Origin of the sequence: Streptomyces sp. NPDC004609, from assembly GCF_042873655.1 — a bacterium.
In the GTDB taxonomy this organism is placed as follows: Bacteria; Actinomycetota; Actinomycetes; order Streptomycetales; family Streptomycetaceae; genus Streptomyces.
In genome coordinates this window covers 74,758-89,869 of record NZ_JBIALS010000034.1, presented here as the reverse complement: position 1 = coordinate 89,869, position 15,112 = coordinate 74,758, and the positions used below count along the sequence as shown (strand labels likewise).

Annotated in this window: 12 protein-coding genes; 5 read left to right on the top strand and 7 right to left on the bottom strand. The window is 71.5% G+C overall.

The features are described 5' to 3' along the window. The first annotated feature begins 180 nt into the window (after positions 1–180). Positions 181–435: a hypothetical protein gene (locus ACFYT4_RS28315; RefSeq protein ID WP_389274921.1), complete on the top strand. Its 255-nt coding sequence runs from the start codon at positions 181–183 to the stop codon at positions 433–435. A 99-nt stretch (positions 436–534) separates the two neighbouring features. Here the strand turns inward: ACFYT4_RS28315 and ACFYT4_RS28310 are convergent, their stop codons facing one another. From ACFYT4_RS28310 to ACFYT4_RS28285, 6 genes are all read right to left on the bottom strand, one after another. Then, positions 535–990, bottom strand: coding sequence for an FxLYD domain-containing protein (locus tag ACFYT4_RS28310; protein ID WP_389274918.1), 456 nt, complete (start codon positions 988–990; stop codon positions 535–537). Positions 991–2,061: 1,071 nt separating this feature from the next. Then, positions 2,062–2,913 (bottom strand): SAM-dependent methyltransferase, encoded by an 852-nt coding sequence (locus tag ACFYT4_RS28305; RefSeq protein ID WP_389274915.1) that lies wholly within the window; start codon positions 2,911–2,913, stop codon positions 2,062–2,064. A gap of 574 nt (positions 2,914–3,487) precedes the next feature. Beyond that, positions 3,488–4,162 (bottom strand): hypothetical protein, encoded by a 675-nt coding sequence (locus ACFYT4_RS28300; RefSeq protein WP_389274913.1) that lies wholly within the window; start codon positions 4,160–4,162, stop codon positions 3,488–3,490. A gap of 184 nt (positions 4,163–4,346) precedes the next feature. Continuing rightward, positions 4,347–5,195 carry an adhesin gene (locus tag ACFYT4_RS28295; protein ID WP_389274910.1) on the bottom strand — a complete coding sequence of 283 codons (849 nt, stop codon included), beginning with the start codon at positions 5,193–5,195 and terminating at the stop codon, positions 4,347–4,349. Between the two features lie 237 nt (positions 5,196–5,432). Further along, complete coding sequence (locus ACFYT4_RS28290; protein ID WP_389274907.1) at positions 5,433–7,268, bottom strand: MFS transporter; 1,836 nt, start codon at positions 7,266–7,268, stop codon at positions 5,433–5,435. Between the two features lie 177 nt (positions 7,269–7,445). Next, positions 7,446–10,265 (bottom strand): serine hydrolase, encoded by a 2,820-nt coding sequence (locus ACFYT4_RS28285; RefSeq protein WP_389274904.1) that lies wholly within the window; start codon positions 10,263–10,265, stop codon positions 7,446–7,448. A gap of 217 nt (positions 10,266–10,482) precedes the next feature. On the opposite strand from ACFYT4_RS28285, the gene ACFYT4_RS28280 reads away from it, so the two are divergent. From ACFYT4_RS28280 to ACFYT4_RS28270, 3 genes are all read left to right on the top strand, one after another. After that, a complete protein-coding gene (locus ACFYT4_RS28280; RefSeq protein WP_389274901.1) occupies positions 10,483–11,208 on the top strand; it encodes a GPP34 family phosphoprotein in 726 nt (241 codons plus the stop codon). A 628-nt stretch (positions 11,209–11,836) separates the two neighbouring features. Then, positions 11,837–12,700: a helix-turn-helix domain-containing protein gene (locus ACFYT4_RS28275; protein ID WP_389274898.1), complete on the top strand. Its 864-nt coding sequence runs from the start codon at positions 11,837–11,839 to the stop codon at positions 12,698–12,700. Positions 12,701–12,942: 242 nt separating this feature from the next. Beyond that, a complete protein-coding gene (locus ACFYT4_RS28270; protein WP_389274895.1) occupies positions 12,943–13,152 on the top strand; it encodes a DUF397 domain-containing protein in 210 nt (69 codons plus the stop codon). 156 nt (positions 13,153–13,308) lie between these two features. Here ACFYT4_RS28270 and ACFYT4_RS28265 read toward each other — a convergent pair whose 3' ends face one another. Continuing rightward, positions 13,309–14,238 carry a hypothetical protein gene (locus tag ACFYT4_RS28265; protein WP_389274892.1) on the bottom strand — a complete coding sequence of 310 codons (930 nt, stop codon included), beginning with the start codon at positions 14,236–14,238 and terminating at the stop codon, positions 13,309–13,311. Positions 14,239–14,322: 84 nt separating this feature from the next. On the opposite strand from ACFYT4_RS28265, the gene ACFYT4_RS28260 reads away from it, so the two are divergent. After that, positions 14,323–15,105, top strand: a complete 783-nt coding sequence (locus ACFYT4_RS28260) for an SDR family oxidoreductase (protein WP_389274890.1) — start codon at positions 14,323–14,325, stop codon at positions 15,103–15,105. The last annotated feature ends 7 nt before the right edge of the window (positions 15,106–15,112 follow it).

The following is a 15,112-nucleotide window of genomic DNA, read 5'->3' as shown; positions in this document are numbered from 1 at the left end:
GTGCGGACCCGTGCGCACAGCGCGAGTCAGAGCACTTCTCAGAATCGCTCCACCACCGGGCCAAAGCCCGGTGCACTGCGATTAGACCCGGTAGCGGGAAGCCCGGCGCCTGTCCCGTCGCGGGGACCCGCCCCCGCGACGGGACGACACCGCCACCCGCCGAGAGGACCGGACACCGCCGTGAGGGCCGACTGGGGCACCCCGAGCTGGGGGCCGCTGCTCTTCGACGTCGTGAGCTGGCAGCTGTTCCTGGCGTCCCACCGGCCCCCTGGGACGGCCGCCGGGGGCGGGCGGCGCCTGGCGGACGCCTACCGGGGGCGGTTCCCCCTCGACGACCTCCGTGACCTCCGTGACCTCCACGACCACGAGCCGGCGGCCCGGCGACTGATGGCCGGTCTCCACCATGCCATCCAGGATGCGTGGCGGTCCCCGTAGCAGACTGTGGGGGCATGAACCGTGGACCGCGGGCCGGACGAGCGCGGCGCCGGGCCCCGTCGGCCGTCGTTCCGGGTGCGGGGCGCGGTCGTACGGGCGCTACGAGGCGTAGCGGGTGACCTTGGTGACCTTGCAGGTGATCTTGCCCTTGGCCTCCGCCGTGCCCTGGGCGACCTCCTTCGCGGACCGGTCCGGCGCGAGGTTGTTCGTCGCCGCGAAGCCCTCGCCGATACGGACTCCCTGGGCGTCCACGAACTCCACGGACACGAGGTAGTTCGACGTGTCCGAGGACTGGTTGGTGATCGTCAGCTTCGCCGACGGCCAGCTGAGGGCGGAGTCCACCTCGCAGGAGGTGATCTTCACATCGTCCTCCGGCTTCAGGTCCTTGGGGCGGTCCGCTCCCTTGGTGTCCTGCTGAACCGGCGCGTCCGCGACCTTCCCACTGCTCTGGGTCGACGACTTGCCGTCGGGCGAACCGCCGCCGTCGTTCTGGGTGATCGCGACCGCGATGATCAGCACGACGAACACGCCCACCACGGCGAGAATCACGGGCATACGGGACTTCTTGGGCGGCCGCGGTCCCGGCGTGCCCCAGCCGGACGGACCGGGGCCGGGCTGCTGGCCCCAGCCCGGCTGCGACGGCTGCTGGGGCTGCTGGGGCGGTTGGCCCCAGCCCTGTGGTGGCTGGTGGTTCGACATGTGCCCCCCAAAGGCGCGTGCTGATGAGGTGGCCACACCGTAGATCCCGTCGCAGGCCGAAAGCAGTGGTGCGGCCGAACTGTGACACAAGGGATTCTCCCGGAGGAATAGGTCTAGACCAAGAAGGGGGGTCCGGGAATCGTCAATACCCTTGTTCCATAAGGCGATACGGGATTCCGGGGATGGCACGACGGCCTGGAGCGCGGCTCGGACCGAGGCTCCGTCGTGCGCGACGGGCTCACGTGATCCGGGTGATCCGGGTGAACGGCGACGCGGCCGGGGGCTCCGGGGGTGCTCCGGGGGCTGGTCACCCGGAGCCGGCGTCGGACCGGGTACGAGGGATACGGACGGCCCGCGATCCCGGAGCCGGGGATACGAGCGGCGCGCGATCCGGGCGCGGGACGACCGGAGGATACGGGCGGGCCTTTGGCCGGCGGGCCCGGCGGCCTGCGGGCCGATGGTCCAAGGGACCGATGGTCCAAGGGGGCCAGTCGTCCGGGTGGCCTGCGGCCCGGGGGGGCCGGTCATCCTGGCAGCCGATGGTCCGGGGCGGTCCGGGTGCCCGGCGCACCGGGGACACCCGTGATCCGCGCTGCGGGTCCAGGGCGGCGGCCGGGGCGGCGCGGTGCTCGCCCGGGAGCCGGGCCGCACCCATCCGGACGCGGCTCATCGGCGTCCGTCTCGACCAGCGGTCCACGGTGGCGGACCGGAGCCCCGCCCCGGCGAGTCGGCCGCGCCGAGCCCGGGTCCCATACGGCCGGGGCCCGGCCCGGAGACGGTCAGGGGCGCGGACCAACCCGTCGGGTCAGCGCCGGACGCGTCCGCACGGTCCGGTCCCGGCCCGGAGCCGGCGCGGGCGGGCGCACGGACCCCGCCCCGGGTTCGAACCGGGCGGGACGGGCCGCGCGGCTCGTCCCGCGATCAGCGCTACGGCTTGCGCAGCAGCCCCCCGTACTCGTACACACGGAGGTTCTTCTCCGTGGCGCCCAGATACGGCACCAGGGACGGATGCACACTCGCGAGCGGCGGCTGGTCCGGGTCGGGGCGCCAGTCGACGAGGTTCACCAGGCCGGGTTCCACCGGGTCCAGCCCGTCGAGGAAGGCGTTGACCTCGTCGGGGGTACGGGTCTGCCAGGGGATGCCGAGGCCGGAGATGTGCGCCGACATCTCCGCGCCCCAGGCCGCGTCGTCGCAGACGACCTGGGACAGGCCCAGATAGCTGCCGGGCGCGGCCTGGTCGATGATCGTACGCAGCGCCCGGCGCGGGTCGTCGGCGTCGGCGAGATGATGGACGACCGACAGGAACAGCACGGCGACGGGCTCGCCGAAGTCGATCAGCCGCTGGACATCGGGGTGGTCGAGGATGGGCTGCTGCTCGCGCATATCACCGGTGATAACGGTGGTGCTGGTGTCCTCGGCGAGCAGCGCCTGGCCGTGTGCGAGGACGATCGGGTCGATGTCGACGTAGACGACCCGGGCGTCCGGCAGGAAGCTCTGGGCGACCTGGTGCACATTGTTGTCGGTGGGCAGTCCGCAGCCCAGGTCGATGAATTGGCGGATGCCCGCCTCCTGCGCCAGATAGCGCACCGCACGGTAGAGGAATTGGCGGTTCTGCCGCGCGATGTCCACGCATTCGGGAAAGTCCGCCAGCGTGGAGAGAAGGAACTTGCGGTCGACCTCGTAATTGTCCTTGCCACCCAGCATCCAGCCGTAGGCCCGGGCCGAGGTGGGGATGTCGAAGGGTACCGAGGGCTGCTCGGAACGATTGTCACTGACCACAGCGCGCACTCCGCCTTCCCGTAGAGACACAGGGCGTGACCCCGTTGGTGCAGGGTACTGCCTCGCCGGGGTACCGACGAGGCATGGTCATACGTCAACAGACGTGTGTATACAGCAACTTGACACCCCATGAGGTGATGTGGCACGGAAGGGCCCAGCGGTACGACGGCCGCCCGGCCGACGGCGGAACGGCTGCCCGGCCCACGGCGGAACGGCTGCCGGCGGGGCCGACGGGCCGGTGCGGTCCGGTACGTCCCGGGAGCGCCGAACTCCGGATACGGGAGGACCGGTCCGCCGGGATCTCTTCTCGACGGCAGATGCCGGTTCCGGCCGGGACCGCGGGATCCTTCCCCGTTCCGTGTCCGTACATCGGCTCCACCGTCTTCGAGCGGTCCCTTTCCGCGGTGGTCCGTCAGCGGTCGAGCGCCGCCCGCCGGTCACCGCCGAACGCGTACACCCAAGGGCGGCCAGGAACTCGTCCCCGCCGCCGTTCGGGCAGCCGGAGTCCGCCGCGGGGCCCTTCGCGCCGTATCCCGGACGTCAGAAGTCCTGAGCCGGTCGCGGACCCCCGCCGCTATCGGCAGTCGCGGCCACCGTCACCGTAGTCCCGGTCGTCGTCGTCATCATCATCGTCGTCGTCGCTGCCGGGACGACCGTCGTAGCCGAACGCGGAGCCCCATCCGGAGCCGGTGAAGGAGCCGCCGTTGCCGTGGCGGCAGCCGTCCCCGTCGCCGGGCCCCGGGCGCTCCCGAGGAGGGGCCGGGACCCGCGGTGCCGATCGTCCGGCGGGGCGTTCGGCCTTGGCCGTGTTCGCGCCGGAGGCGGCCCTGCCCGCCCGTGGCGCGGTGCCGGCCGCCGGCTTCCGTACCCGCCCGGCGACCGGAGCCACGGAATCCGACGCACCCGCCCGGGCCCCCTCGGCCGCACCCGAGGTCACATCGGCCGCGGACTCCTCCTCGGGCGCCCCCGTGGGCCCGTCCTGTGCCGGCCCGCCGCCCAGTTCCAGGTCCAGGTCCATGGGGCTCGCCCGGTTCCGGGTGCTCCCCTCGGCGCCGTTGTCCGTCATGATCACGACGCTGGTCACCAGCGTTCCGAGCGCGAGCGCCACCCCCGTGCCCATCATGGTCTTCCCGACCCGGGACAGCACGGATATCCGCTCGGGGGCAGGCTCCCGCGCGACGCTGCTCCCCCTGACCGCCCGGTGCCGGCCCCTGGGCGCGGCACTCGCGGCGCACCCGTACGACGTCATCCCCGTGGGCGTTCCTGTGTGGATACGCCCGCACGCCTCGCAAACCATGGCGGACACTATGCAGCAATGCCATACCGCCTGGCAGGTATCTCCGGATAACAATAAGAATTCCCCGGCGGTCACCGAGAGTTCCTTGTATTACCCCTCACATTCCGCTTCCGGCACCGGTGTTCGGCACTCCGTGTCACGGCCGGCAGTCGGCCCGCATCTGTGCCGCCGCGTGGTGCGCGCCCTCGCGGTCACCGCCCCAGTCCCTGCCGCGGTCCACCAGCCGCACGGTCAGCCGCTGTCCCCGGACGGGGATCTTCTGGATCACGGCGCCCCGCCCCCGCAGTTGCGTCTGGTTCACCTCGAAGGTCTTGATCAGGCTGTCGTCGTCGGCGGGATCGGCCAGGACGCGGTAGACGGAGGGCTCTCCCGCGACATCCTGCGGACGCGGGGCCTTCGGGACGACCACGGCGAGGGAACAGGTCGTGTAGCCGCTGCCGACGTACCAGGACCAGGTCGCCGTGTTGCCGTTGTCCTTCGACTCGCTGCCGGACATCGGGATCGCGCTGAACCTGCCGTCGCAGCCGTCGCCCCTGTGGCCGCCGGTCCTGACCGTGTACCAGCCCTCGAATCCGTCCGCGTAGCGGCCGTGCTCCTTGTACTGTCCGCCTCCGGTGCAGCCGGGGCCCGCCCAGGCGGAGTACTCGGGGTGCGCGGTTCCGCTCGGGGGGCGGGTGCCGGGGGTGGCGGCACCGCCGTCACCGGGCACCCCGAGGGTGCCGCTCGGGGCGGGGGCCACCGCGCCGGGCTCGCCTGGCGAGGGCTCCGATGTGGGCTGGATCCGTTCCGGTACGCCGCCGATGCCACCGAGGCTCCCGGCGCCGCCGGAGACCGGGACGTCCGCGGCGCCGCCGGTCCCGGAGGGGTCGTCACCGGAGAACGCGACGATCGAGGCCACCAGAGCCAGCACCGCCACCGCCACGCCGCCGACCAGCAGCGCCCTTCCGAGTGCTCCGCGCGCGCCGCCGGCACCCCGGCCGGCCACGGCCCAACCGGCCCCGGTCCGGCCGCCTCCGAACGCACCCCCGCCGTTCGCCCGCCCGCCGGCCGCGACACCGCACTCCGGGCACCTCATACCCGGCAGCGCGCGCCCGCCCCTGTCACCGCATCGTTCGCATGCCATGTCGCACCTGAACCACTGGACCAACTGCTCGGTATGTTCAAACGAACCCCACTATGCATGAGGGAACCTTGAGCAGATAGGTGTTAACGGCGGTAAGGACTAGCGAAGTTCATCCGGGCACGGGGTGCCGCGCTCGAAGCCGTACTTGCCCGCGAGGCGGTAGGTACCGGGCTTGGGCGCGAGGAGTTCGGTCCACTCGTCGCCCTCCGCGTCCTGCTCCGCCTTGATGAGGCACCCGTTCAGATTGACGAACGTCTTCGGCTGCCCGTCCTCACGGCGCTTCGACTCCTCCGTCTCCTGCGGGCTCTTCACCTTCCGGCCGTCCTCGTCGACCAGGCCGAGCCAGGGCGAGTACGGCACCCGGATCAGCACCCGGCCCGCTTCCTTCACCCGGATCGTCACCTTCTCCGCGCCCGCGTGCTCCACCGTCGCGGGGGCCTCCGCCATCGGCGCGGGATCCTTGACCGCGAACACCTGCCAGTTGGCGTCGCCCCAGATACGGGTCAGATACGGCTGCCCCTCCCGGACCAGGTCGGCCTCCTGCCGGGCGCCGCTGGAGTCGGGCGACCCCTCGGGCAGGACGACGTAGTGGACCGCCCAGCGGTCCAGCCAGGCCCGGTAGTCCGCCGAGGTGAGCGTCTTGTCCTCGTCGTAGAAGATGGGGTTGCGCTTCATGTCGGCCTGGCGGTTCCAGCCGCGTGCCAGATTGACGTACGGCGCGAGCGCGGAGGCCTCCCGGTGGCTGCTGGCGGGGACGACCTCGACCCGGCCCCGCTCGGCGCCGACCTCCTGGAGCTTGTTGACCAGCGGCGCCAGCTCGAAGTTCCAGGACGCCGTCGGAGCCGTACGCACCACGTCGTCGACGGCCTTGAAACCGATCCAGAAGTTCAGGCCCGCGAACGCGACGAGCAGCGCGTACCACTTCCGCGAACGCGGCACGGTGTACGGCAGGACGGCCAGCAGCACCACCCCCGCGAACAGCATCGGCAGCCGCGACACGTTGGAGCCGATCTGGGAGTCGACCGCCCAGGTCAGCAGGGTCCCGATCGTGTACACGGCCGAGGCGACCCGGACCGTGCGCCACTCCTTCGGCACGAGCAGGAAGACGAAGACCCCGTAGAGGAAGGGGAGCGAGGTCGACGCCAGCGACATCGGCTGTGTCCCGGAGAAGGGGAACAGCCAGGAGGAGACCGCCACCACCGCGACGGGCGCGAGCCCCAGCGCGTACGCCCCCGGCCGCCGCTTGTTCAGGAACAGCGCGGCGGCCACCACCCCCAGGAAGAGACCCGCGACCGGGCTCGCGGCGGTGGCCAGCCCCGCGAGCGGCGCCGCCACCGCGGCCTTGGCCCAGCGCTTCATACGCCAGGGCCGGGGCCAGCAGAAGACCGCGGCGACCGCGCCCAGCGCGAACATGGTGCCCAGACCGAAGGTGACCCGGCCGGACAGGGCGTTGCAGAGGAAGGCGAAGACCCCGGCGAGCGCGCACGGCAGCGGATTGCGGACGGCCCTCACGCGCACCAGGATCAGCGCGGTGAGCGCCGCCGAGACCGTCCCGGCGACCATCATCGTGGGGCGTACACCGATCAGGGACATCAGATACGGCGAGACGACGCTGTACGAGACGGGGTGCATCCCGCCGTACCAGGCGAGGTTGTACGCGGAGTCGGGGTGGCGGCCGACGAACTCGGCCCAGGCGTCCTGGGCCGCGATGTCGCCGCCGCTGTTCGCGAAGAAGAAGAACCAGAGGACGTGCACCACCGCGGCGACCGCCGTCGTGACGAGCACGGGACGGCGGGTGAGCCGGTCCCAGACGTCGGCGAGGCGGCCGGACCGCCGCTCGTCGTGCCGCTGTTCGGAGCCCGCCGGCGACTGCCGTATTCGCGGCCCCGTCCGGGAGCCGCCGCCGTCCGTCCTGACCGGCTCTGCGGTGGTCACTGCGGCTCTCCCCGTCTCGGTCTGCTGTGGTCCGGTCCCTCGTTCCAAGGACGCAGCCGGGGCATGAATGAGTTGCGCCGTCAGGCGACCTTGAGCTGTCGGGACGCTAACACGAGGGCGCCCCGGAGCTTCGGGACGCCCTCCTCGCTCCCGGCCGGAGCGGCGCTCCGGCCCGTCTCAGCCGATGCGCGTCAGCCTGTCGCCCCAACCAGGTTCCGCCAGGTCCTGCTGGAGCGCGACCGGGACGGACACCTTGGCGGGCCCGGTGCCGATGGAGACCTGGCCGACGGCATCGCCCTTCCGGCCGGAGTCCGGCAGGCTCCTGCCGCCGTCGTCCAGCGCCAGCTCGATCCGCAGACCGGCCCAGCCGACCGCCTTCAGATCCTTGGTGGCGACGACGGCGGACCGTCCGCCCATCCCGTTGTCGAGGTGGCCGAGGACATCGCCCTTCTTGACGACGGTGGCGGAGGTGACGCCTTCCCTGACCTTGGAGATCACATCGATGCTGTGCGTGATCGCCTTCTGTGTCTTCTCGTACGGGTTCGTGCCGTCCTGGATGTTCATGGTGATGCCGTTGACCCGGTGGAACCGGCCGTCGACCTCCGTCTGGAACGACCAGAGGAGATTGCCTCCGGCCGGGGTCGACGAGCCGGTCTTGATGCCGTCGACGTCGGGCTGGAGCAGCGTGCGGTCATTGCCGTTCCGGATCTTGCCGCTGCCGGGGACGTCGGCGTTGGTCGTGTCGGTGATGCCCCGGAAGACGTCGTTCTTCATCATGACCTTGGCCAGCTTGAGCTGGTCCATCGGGGTCGAGATCGTCGTCTTCTTGAAGCCGCTGGGGTCCGTGTAGACGGTGTCGTTCATCCCGAGGTCCTCGGCGGCCCGGTTCATCTTCTCGACGAACGCGGCCTCCGACGGCGAGTCCCAGCGGGCGAGCAGTCGGGCGGCGTTGTTCCCCGACGGGATCATCATGAGCTGGAGCATCTGCTTCAGCGTGTGCTCCTGCCCTTCCACCAGGTTCGCGACGGACTCGTTCTCCCAGTTGTCGGACTCGTCCGCGGCCTGCTTGTCGACGGTGATCTTCTCCCCCTCCTCCTTGCCCTTGAGGGGGTGGTCCCGCAGGATCACGTACGCCGTCATCGTCTTCGCCACGCTCGCGATCGGCGCGGGCTTCTGCGCCCCGTACGCCCCGATCACCCCGAGTCCCTCGACCTCCACCGCGCCCTGGCCCCCGGCCGGGAACGGCAGGCTGAGGCGGCCGCCCTCGAAGGTGTAGGCGGGCGCGGCCGAAAGGGTCAGTTCGGGGTCCGGCAGAGGGCGCAGCATCTGTACGACCGCAAAGACGACCCCCAGGAGGAGGACGAGCGGCGTCCAGATCTTGATCCGCCGCACCACCGTCCGTACGGGTGTCTCCGGCGTGTTCGTCAGTTCCGCGAGCAGATCGAGCGGCGGCAGCGGCGGCACGGGCTGCTGGGTGGTCCGCTCGGCCTCGGTGAGCCCGGCGGGAGCGGCCGTCCCGGAAGTCGCGGCCGTCCCGGGCGTCCCGGCCCGGGACGCCTCGGAGGGGGCCGCGTCGTCCCCGCGCAGCGGTACGAAGGTGCTCGGCCGCCCCGCGGAATCGGAGGCCGGCCCGGGGTCGGCCACGGGCCGGGGGGCCGGGGGGAGTTTGAGGGCGGTGGTGGGGCTGTCGACGGCGGGGGCGGCGGACGGTTCGCGGAGCGCCTTGAAGACGGCGGTGGGCTGGTCGACCTCGCGGCGGGGGGTTCCGAGGGCGCCCGGGGTTCCGTCCGGATCGTTTGCATCTGCATCTGTGTCGGCTTCTGCGTCCGGTCCGGAGGCGCCCGCACGCGGCCCGGAGCCTGCTCCGGTGTCCGAGCCGGAGCCGGAGCCGGCGTTCGCCTTCGTCTCCGTGTCAACGCTCGTGCCGGTACCGCCGTCCGGCTTCTCGGCACCGGTGGTGCCGGCCATCCCGGCGTCGGCGGCATCCGCGCCGGCCGCCGGGTCCGCGTCCCGGGAAGCCTCCTCGGCGGGGGCGGCCGGGGCGGTGGCCGCGGTGCCTCCGGGCGCCGGGCTCTCCTCGCCGCCGGTGCCGGGCCCGTCCCCGGCACCGGCCTTCGCGCCATCCTTGGGGCCGTCCTTGGGGCCGGAAGCAGGACGTTCCGACGCCTCCGGTTCCGTTTCGGATTCCGGTTCGGTCTCACCGGACGCGCCGGAGGCGCCCCCCGAGGGCCCTCCAGACGCCGTACCGGCCTCCACCGCGTCCTCCGGGCCGCTCGCGGGCCCCGCGCTGCCCGAGGCGGCCTCCGCGGCCTCCTGGGGGTCTTCAGCGGCTTCCGGGATGACGGCGGTCACCTCGGCCGTGGTCTCGGGGGTCTCACGGGACTCGGGGAGCACGGCGGTCACCTCGGCCGCGGAGTCACCGGACCCGGCGCGGGGGCCCGTTCCGGCGTCCGTACCAGCGCTGCTGCCCGAGCCGGTGCCGTTCTCCGAGCCACGGTCCGAGCCGGAGCCCGGTGCCGAGTCCGGGCCGGAGCCCGAGTCCGAGTCCGAGTCATGGTCCGTGTCCGGGGCCGGGACCGTGCCGACGCCGGACGTACCGCCGGTGTCACCCCCGGCGCGCGCACCGGCGTCTACCCGCGTGCCGGTCCCGCCCCCGCTGCCCGGCTCCCCGCCGGCGTCGTCGTCAGCGTCGTCGTCCGCGGATGCCACCCAAGCCGCCACCGCCGAACGCAGTTGCGCGTCCCCCGCGGCGGAACCCGTGTCCGTGCCCGGCTCGCGGCGCGACCTGCCGGGCGCCGCCGGGCGCGGCTCGGGGGGAAGGGCGAAGACCGCCGTCGGCTGGTCCGCATCCGGCGCGATCGCCGGTGACGCCGACGTCGACTGGCCGAGCAAGGCGAGCCGCGGGTCATGTTCGCCCGAAGCCGTCTCCCCCGACGACTTCCGCTGCTCCGACTTGTCGGGGGACTCGCCCGCCACCGTGCCTCCTCCATGAACCATGAACGATGTGCTGCCGCCGTACGTACCAAGTACCGGCGCTGTCGAATCGAGGGCCCGTGTTGTCCGAACCATCTCTCAGTGTCCTGTGTGAGAACACGCCCCTGGGGCCTAGACGAGAACGACATACCTAACGGTTCCCATACAAAGCACCCAGGCACTCTCGACAGACCAATGTGAGAGGGGTCACCCTGTCATTCATCCACGCGGGGAGGCATGGATGGGCAGGAGCCGCAGAACACTTCCGGAGGAGCTTCTGCTGCTCGCTCTGGACCCGGCCACGGGTACCACAGCGCAGCCGCAGTCGCTCGACCTCGGCCTGGCCGGAGCACAGCTAGTAGAGCTGGCTCTGGCGGGTCGGATAGCCCCTGACGGGGATCGTATAGCCGTGGTGATGCCACGGCCGACAGGAGATCCGACACTGGACTCCGCACTGGAGCTGCTGCGGCGACGCGGCAGCCCGGTCCGGGCGGTCCACTGGATCGGCGGACCCCGCCTGGGGCTGCGCCAGATCTACCTCGCTCACCTGGAGCGTTGCGGCATGGTGCATGCCGTGGCGGGCCAGATGTGCGGGGTGCTGCCGACGACGCGCTACCAGGCGACGGAGACGGCGATCAGCCGGGACATCAGGGCCCGGCTGGACAGTGCGATCCGCACCGGTGTCCCACCGGATCCGCGGACCGCGGCGCTCGCCGCGCTGGCCCATGCGGTCGGACTCGGCAAGCACCTCTACCCCGGCAACGAGGGGCGTTCCTCGCGATCCCGCCTGCGGGATCTCATCAGGCACGACCCCATGGGCGGACTCGTGGCGCACGCCGTGATGGACGTCCAGAACGGCGTGGCGGCACAGCCGCGCCGCAGCCCCACCGCCGCGGGCGGCAGCCGTCAGTCGGCCGTCTCGATGCAGCCACGCCGAGGAGGCATGGCCCGCGTCGCCGCGCACTGAATCAGCCGCGCCCGAGTCGGCCGTGCGCTGAGTCACCCGTGCAGTGACTCAGCCGTGCGGTGACTCGGCCGCGTAACCGAACCACCTACCCTCAACCCACCCTCGACACCGACTCACTCACCCGGATATCCACCCGGATATCACCCACGTATCACCGGCGCACCGGTGCCGGCTCACCCCGAGCCGGTGCCGGAACCGCGTCGGCCGGCCGGTCCGGGAGCCGCACCCGCGACGCGCGGGGCAGCACGCCGCTGCCCCGCGCGTTCGCATCTCCACGGCTTCTCCACGGCCTACGGCGTCCGCGATCGTGACGGGTGCCGCCCGTGCGCCGCGGCGCCGTGCGGCCGATGCGTCACGGCCGTGCCGCCCGTGCCTCGCACGCGGTGGGGCCACGCGGCCAGTACCCCCGTGATGCCGTGCTGCCGCGGCGCCGTGACGGCCTTCACCCCGATCTCCACCCCGATTCGCCCTCAGCTCGCCACCACCGGAGCGCCGGCCGGACTTTCTGTGCCGCGCGCGGCGCCATGAGCGCGGTGCGTGTGGCTATTTCGCCGCGCGGCCCTGAGTATTGGTGGCAGTCTGCTGAGCAGTAGATACGCTCAGCTACGCAATCGGAGGTGCAGTTTCCGTGGCGTCCAACGTCAATCCCACCGTCAGGCGACGCCGATTGGGGCAGGAGCTGCGCCGGCTCCGCGAGATCAAAGGCATGACGGCGGAGGAAGTGGCCGACCGGTTGCTGGTCTCCCAGTCGAAGATCAGCCGGCTGGAGAACGGCCGCCGTTCCATCAGCCAGCGCGACGTCCGCGATCTGTGCGGGGTGTACGAGGTCGACGACCACCGCGTCGTCGACTCGCTGATGCAGATGGCCAAGGACTCCCGCCAGCAGGGCTGGTGGCACGCCTTCGGCGACATTCCGTACAGCGTCTACATCGGCCTGGAGACCGACGCGGCCAGTCTGCGGGTGTACGAGCCCCAGGTGATCCCGGGCCTGCTCCAGAGCCAGCAGTACGCCGAGGCGCTCATCGCGGGAGCGCTGCCGGAGAGCACCCCCTCGGACATCGACAAGCGCGTCAGCGTCCGGATGCGCCGCCAGGGCCGGATCAGGGAGGCCGAGCAGCCGCTGCGGCTGTGGGCCGTGATCGACGAGGCCGCGCTGCGCCGGGTCATCGGCGGGACGAACCTGATGCGCGAGCAGCTGGAGTACCTGGTGGACATCGCGCAGCTGCCGCATGTCACCGTGCAGGTGCTGCCGTTCGACATGGGCGCGCACCCCGGTATCAACGGCCAGTACGCGATCCTGGAGTTCCCCGACGCCTCGGATTCGAGCGTCGTCTACATTGAGGGCGTCACCAGCGATCTCTATCTGGAGAAGGCCAACGACGTCCACAAGTACACGGTCATGTACGAACATCTGCGGGCCCAGGCGCTGAACGTGGACCAGACGAAGGTCTTCATCGAGAACATCGCCAAGGAGTACGCGAAGATGCACTGAGGCCCGAGGCGAGGGTCCGAGGTGTTCCGGGGCGCCCAGATCGCTCCGAAGGGCTCATTGCGGGGAAGTGGCGGCGAGGGGGACGTAAGGTACACCCCCGCCCCCGCTCCGTGGAAGAGTCCCATGGAATATGCCATCCGACCGGGTGAATGCCTGCCCCGCCCCCCGGCTCCGGCGAGTAGCGTCGGTCGCACCAACACCTGGTTGGCGCACCATCACACCACTGCCGAAGCGGAGCGAAAATGGCAATCATTCAGGGAGCCACGGAGACCTGGACGAAGTCCTCGTACTCCGGGGGAAACGGTGCTTGCGTAGAGGTGAAGTCCCCGGTCATGGAGGCTGTTTCCGTACGTGACTCCAAGGTGCCCGCGGGCCCTTCGATCTCCTTTGTCCCCGGCTCGTGGAACGCGTTCGTGAACAATATCGGCCAGGGCGCGTTCGACGTCGACTGAGCACCGCACCGAGCGAGACGTGCGGTACTCGCACCGCGCACGCGTCCACCGCGTGTGCACCACCTGACAGAGCCCTCTCGACTGGTCCGCCGTCCCGGCCGAGGGGGCTCGGCCCTTTCCTCAGCGCACTTCTCAGCGCACTTCTCAGCGCACTTCTCAGCGCAGCCGATCGACGTAGCGGTCCGTGCCCGGGACCGTGGGGATGAACGGAGCCACCAGCTCCACCCGCCCGAGACCCGATTCCGCGACCTCCTCGTCGAGCCCGGCGAACCGGGCCTCCCAGCGCTCCCCCGGGTCCTCCTCCAGGAACCACAGCAGGGTCAGCCGGGTGTCGACACCCTCCACCTGCTTCACATAGGTCATCCGGTCGCCCGGCAGCGGGGTGGGCCGGAAGACGGTCACCATCGCCGCGCCCGAGCCCGGCAGCCGCTGGGGCAGATGCCGTGTCCGCAGCCACTCCAGCAGTTCCGCGCGCTGCCCGGGGCCGTCCGCGTCGATGACCTCCAGGACCAGCCCGGCGTAGGGATGGTCCAGGGCGTGGTAGTCGCGCGGACCGGCGGCGCCGTCGCGGTACACGGTCGCCACATGGTCCTGGAAGGCCGTGAAGACGTGCGTACGGTCGTGGTAGACGCGGCTGTCGCGGTTGAGGCGCTTGTTGATGCCGACGGTCCACTTCATATGGTCGGCGTAGCGGCCGTCGGTGATCCAGTACGTGGAGAGATAGCACCCCGCCGATACCGGTTGGGCCACGGCCGACTTCTCCGGGTAGCGCAGCCGCTGGAGTTCACGGGTGGCGACCCAGCGCCGGCCCGCGTACATCCAGGGCATCGCCATCGCGCCCGCGTAGTAGTGGTCGTCCTCGTACCAGCGGTTGTACGCGTACTCATGGCCGGGATGCGGTTCGACCATGGTGATCAGGGCGTGCCCCGGGCGGACTCCGTAGGGGCCGACCGCGGCCAGTTCCGCGTAGACCTCACTGCGGGTGTCGCCGTCACGCGTGCCGCCGCCGTGGGCGGTATCGCCCGCGCCGCCGTTCGTGCCGCCGTTCGTGCCGTCATCCGTGGCTTTGTTCGTGGCGTCGTTCATTGGACCGGCTCCCTTCCCCTCTCCTGCGAACGCCCCTACTCTGACGGCCCGTCAGATGATGCGCCAGAGTGGGGAGGCACCCAGATGCTGCTGCAGGGGAAGACCGTCGTCGTGTCCGGGGTCGGCGCCGGACTGGGCCACCGGGTGGCCGAGACCGTCGTACGGGACGGGGGCAACGCGGTCCTCGGGGCGCGTACGGAGGGGAACCTCGCCACGTCGGCCGGCGAGATCGACCCCGGCGGCACCAGGACCGCCTACCGCACGGCGGACATCACCGACGAGAGCCAGTGCGAGGCGCTCGCGGCGCTCGCCGTGGAACGGTTCGGGCGGATCGACGCCGTCGTCCATGTGGCCGCCTGGGACAGCTACTTCGGCGGACTCGCGGACGCCGACTTCGCCACCTGGCAGCAGGTCATCGACGTGAATCTGCTGGGCACCCTGCGGATGACACGGGCCTGCCTGCCCGCCCTCAGGGAACACGGCGGCTCGGTCGTCATCATCGGCACCCAGTCGTCGGTGGCCGCGCCCTCACAGGTGTGGCAGGCCGCGTACGCGGCGTCCAAGGGCGCGCTGACCTCGGCGATGTACTCGCTGGCGCGGGAGCTGGGCCCCGACCGGATCCGGGTGAACACGGTGCTGCCGGGCTGGATGTGGGGGCCGCCGGTCCAGGCGTACGTGCGGTTCACCGCGCACACCGAGGGCGTACCGGAACCGGAGGTGCTCGGCCGGCTCACCGAGCGGATGGCCCTGCCCGAGTTGGCCACGGACGGGGACGTCGCCGACGCGGCGGCCTTCCTCGCCTCCGACCGGGCCCGGTCGATCACGGGCCAGTCGCTGCTGGTGAACGCGGGCGAGCTGATGAGATAGCCGGTCG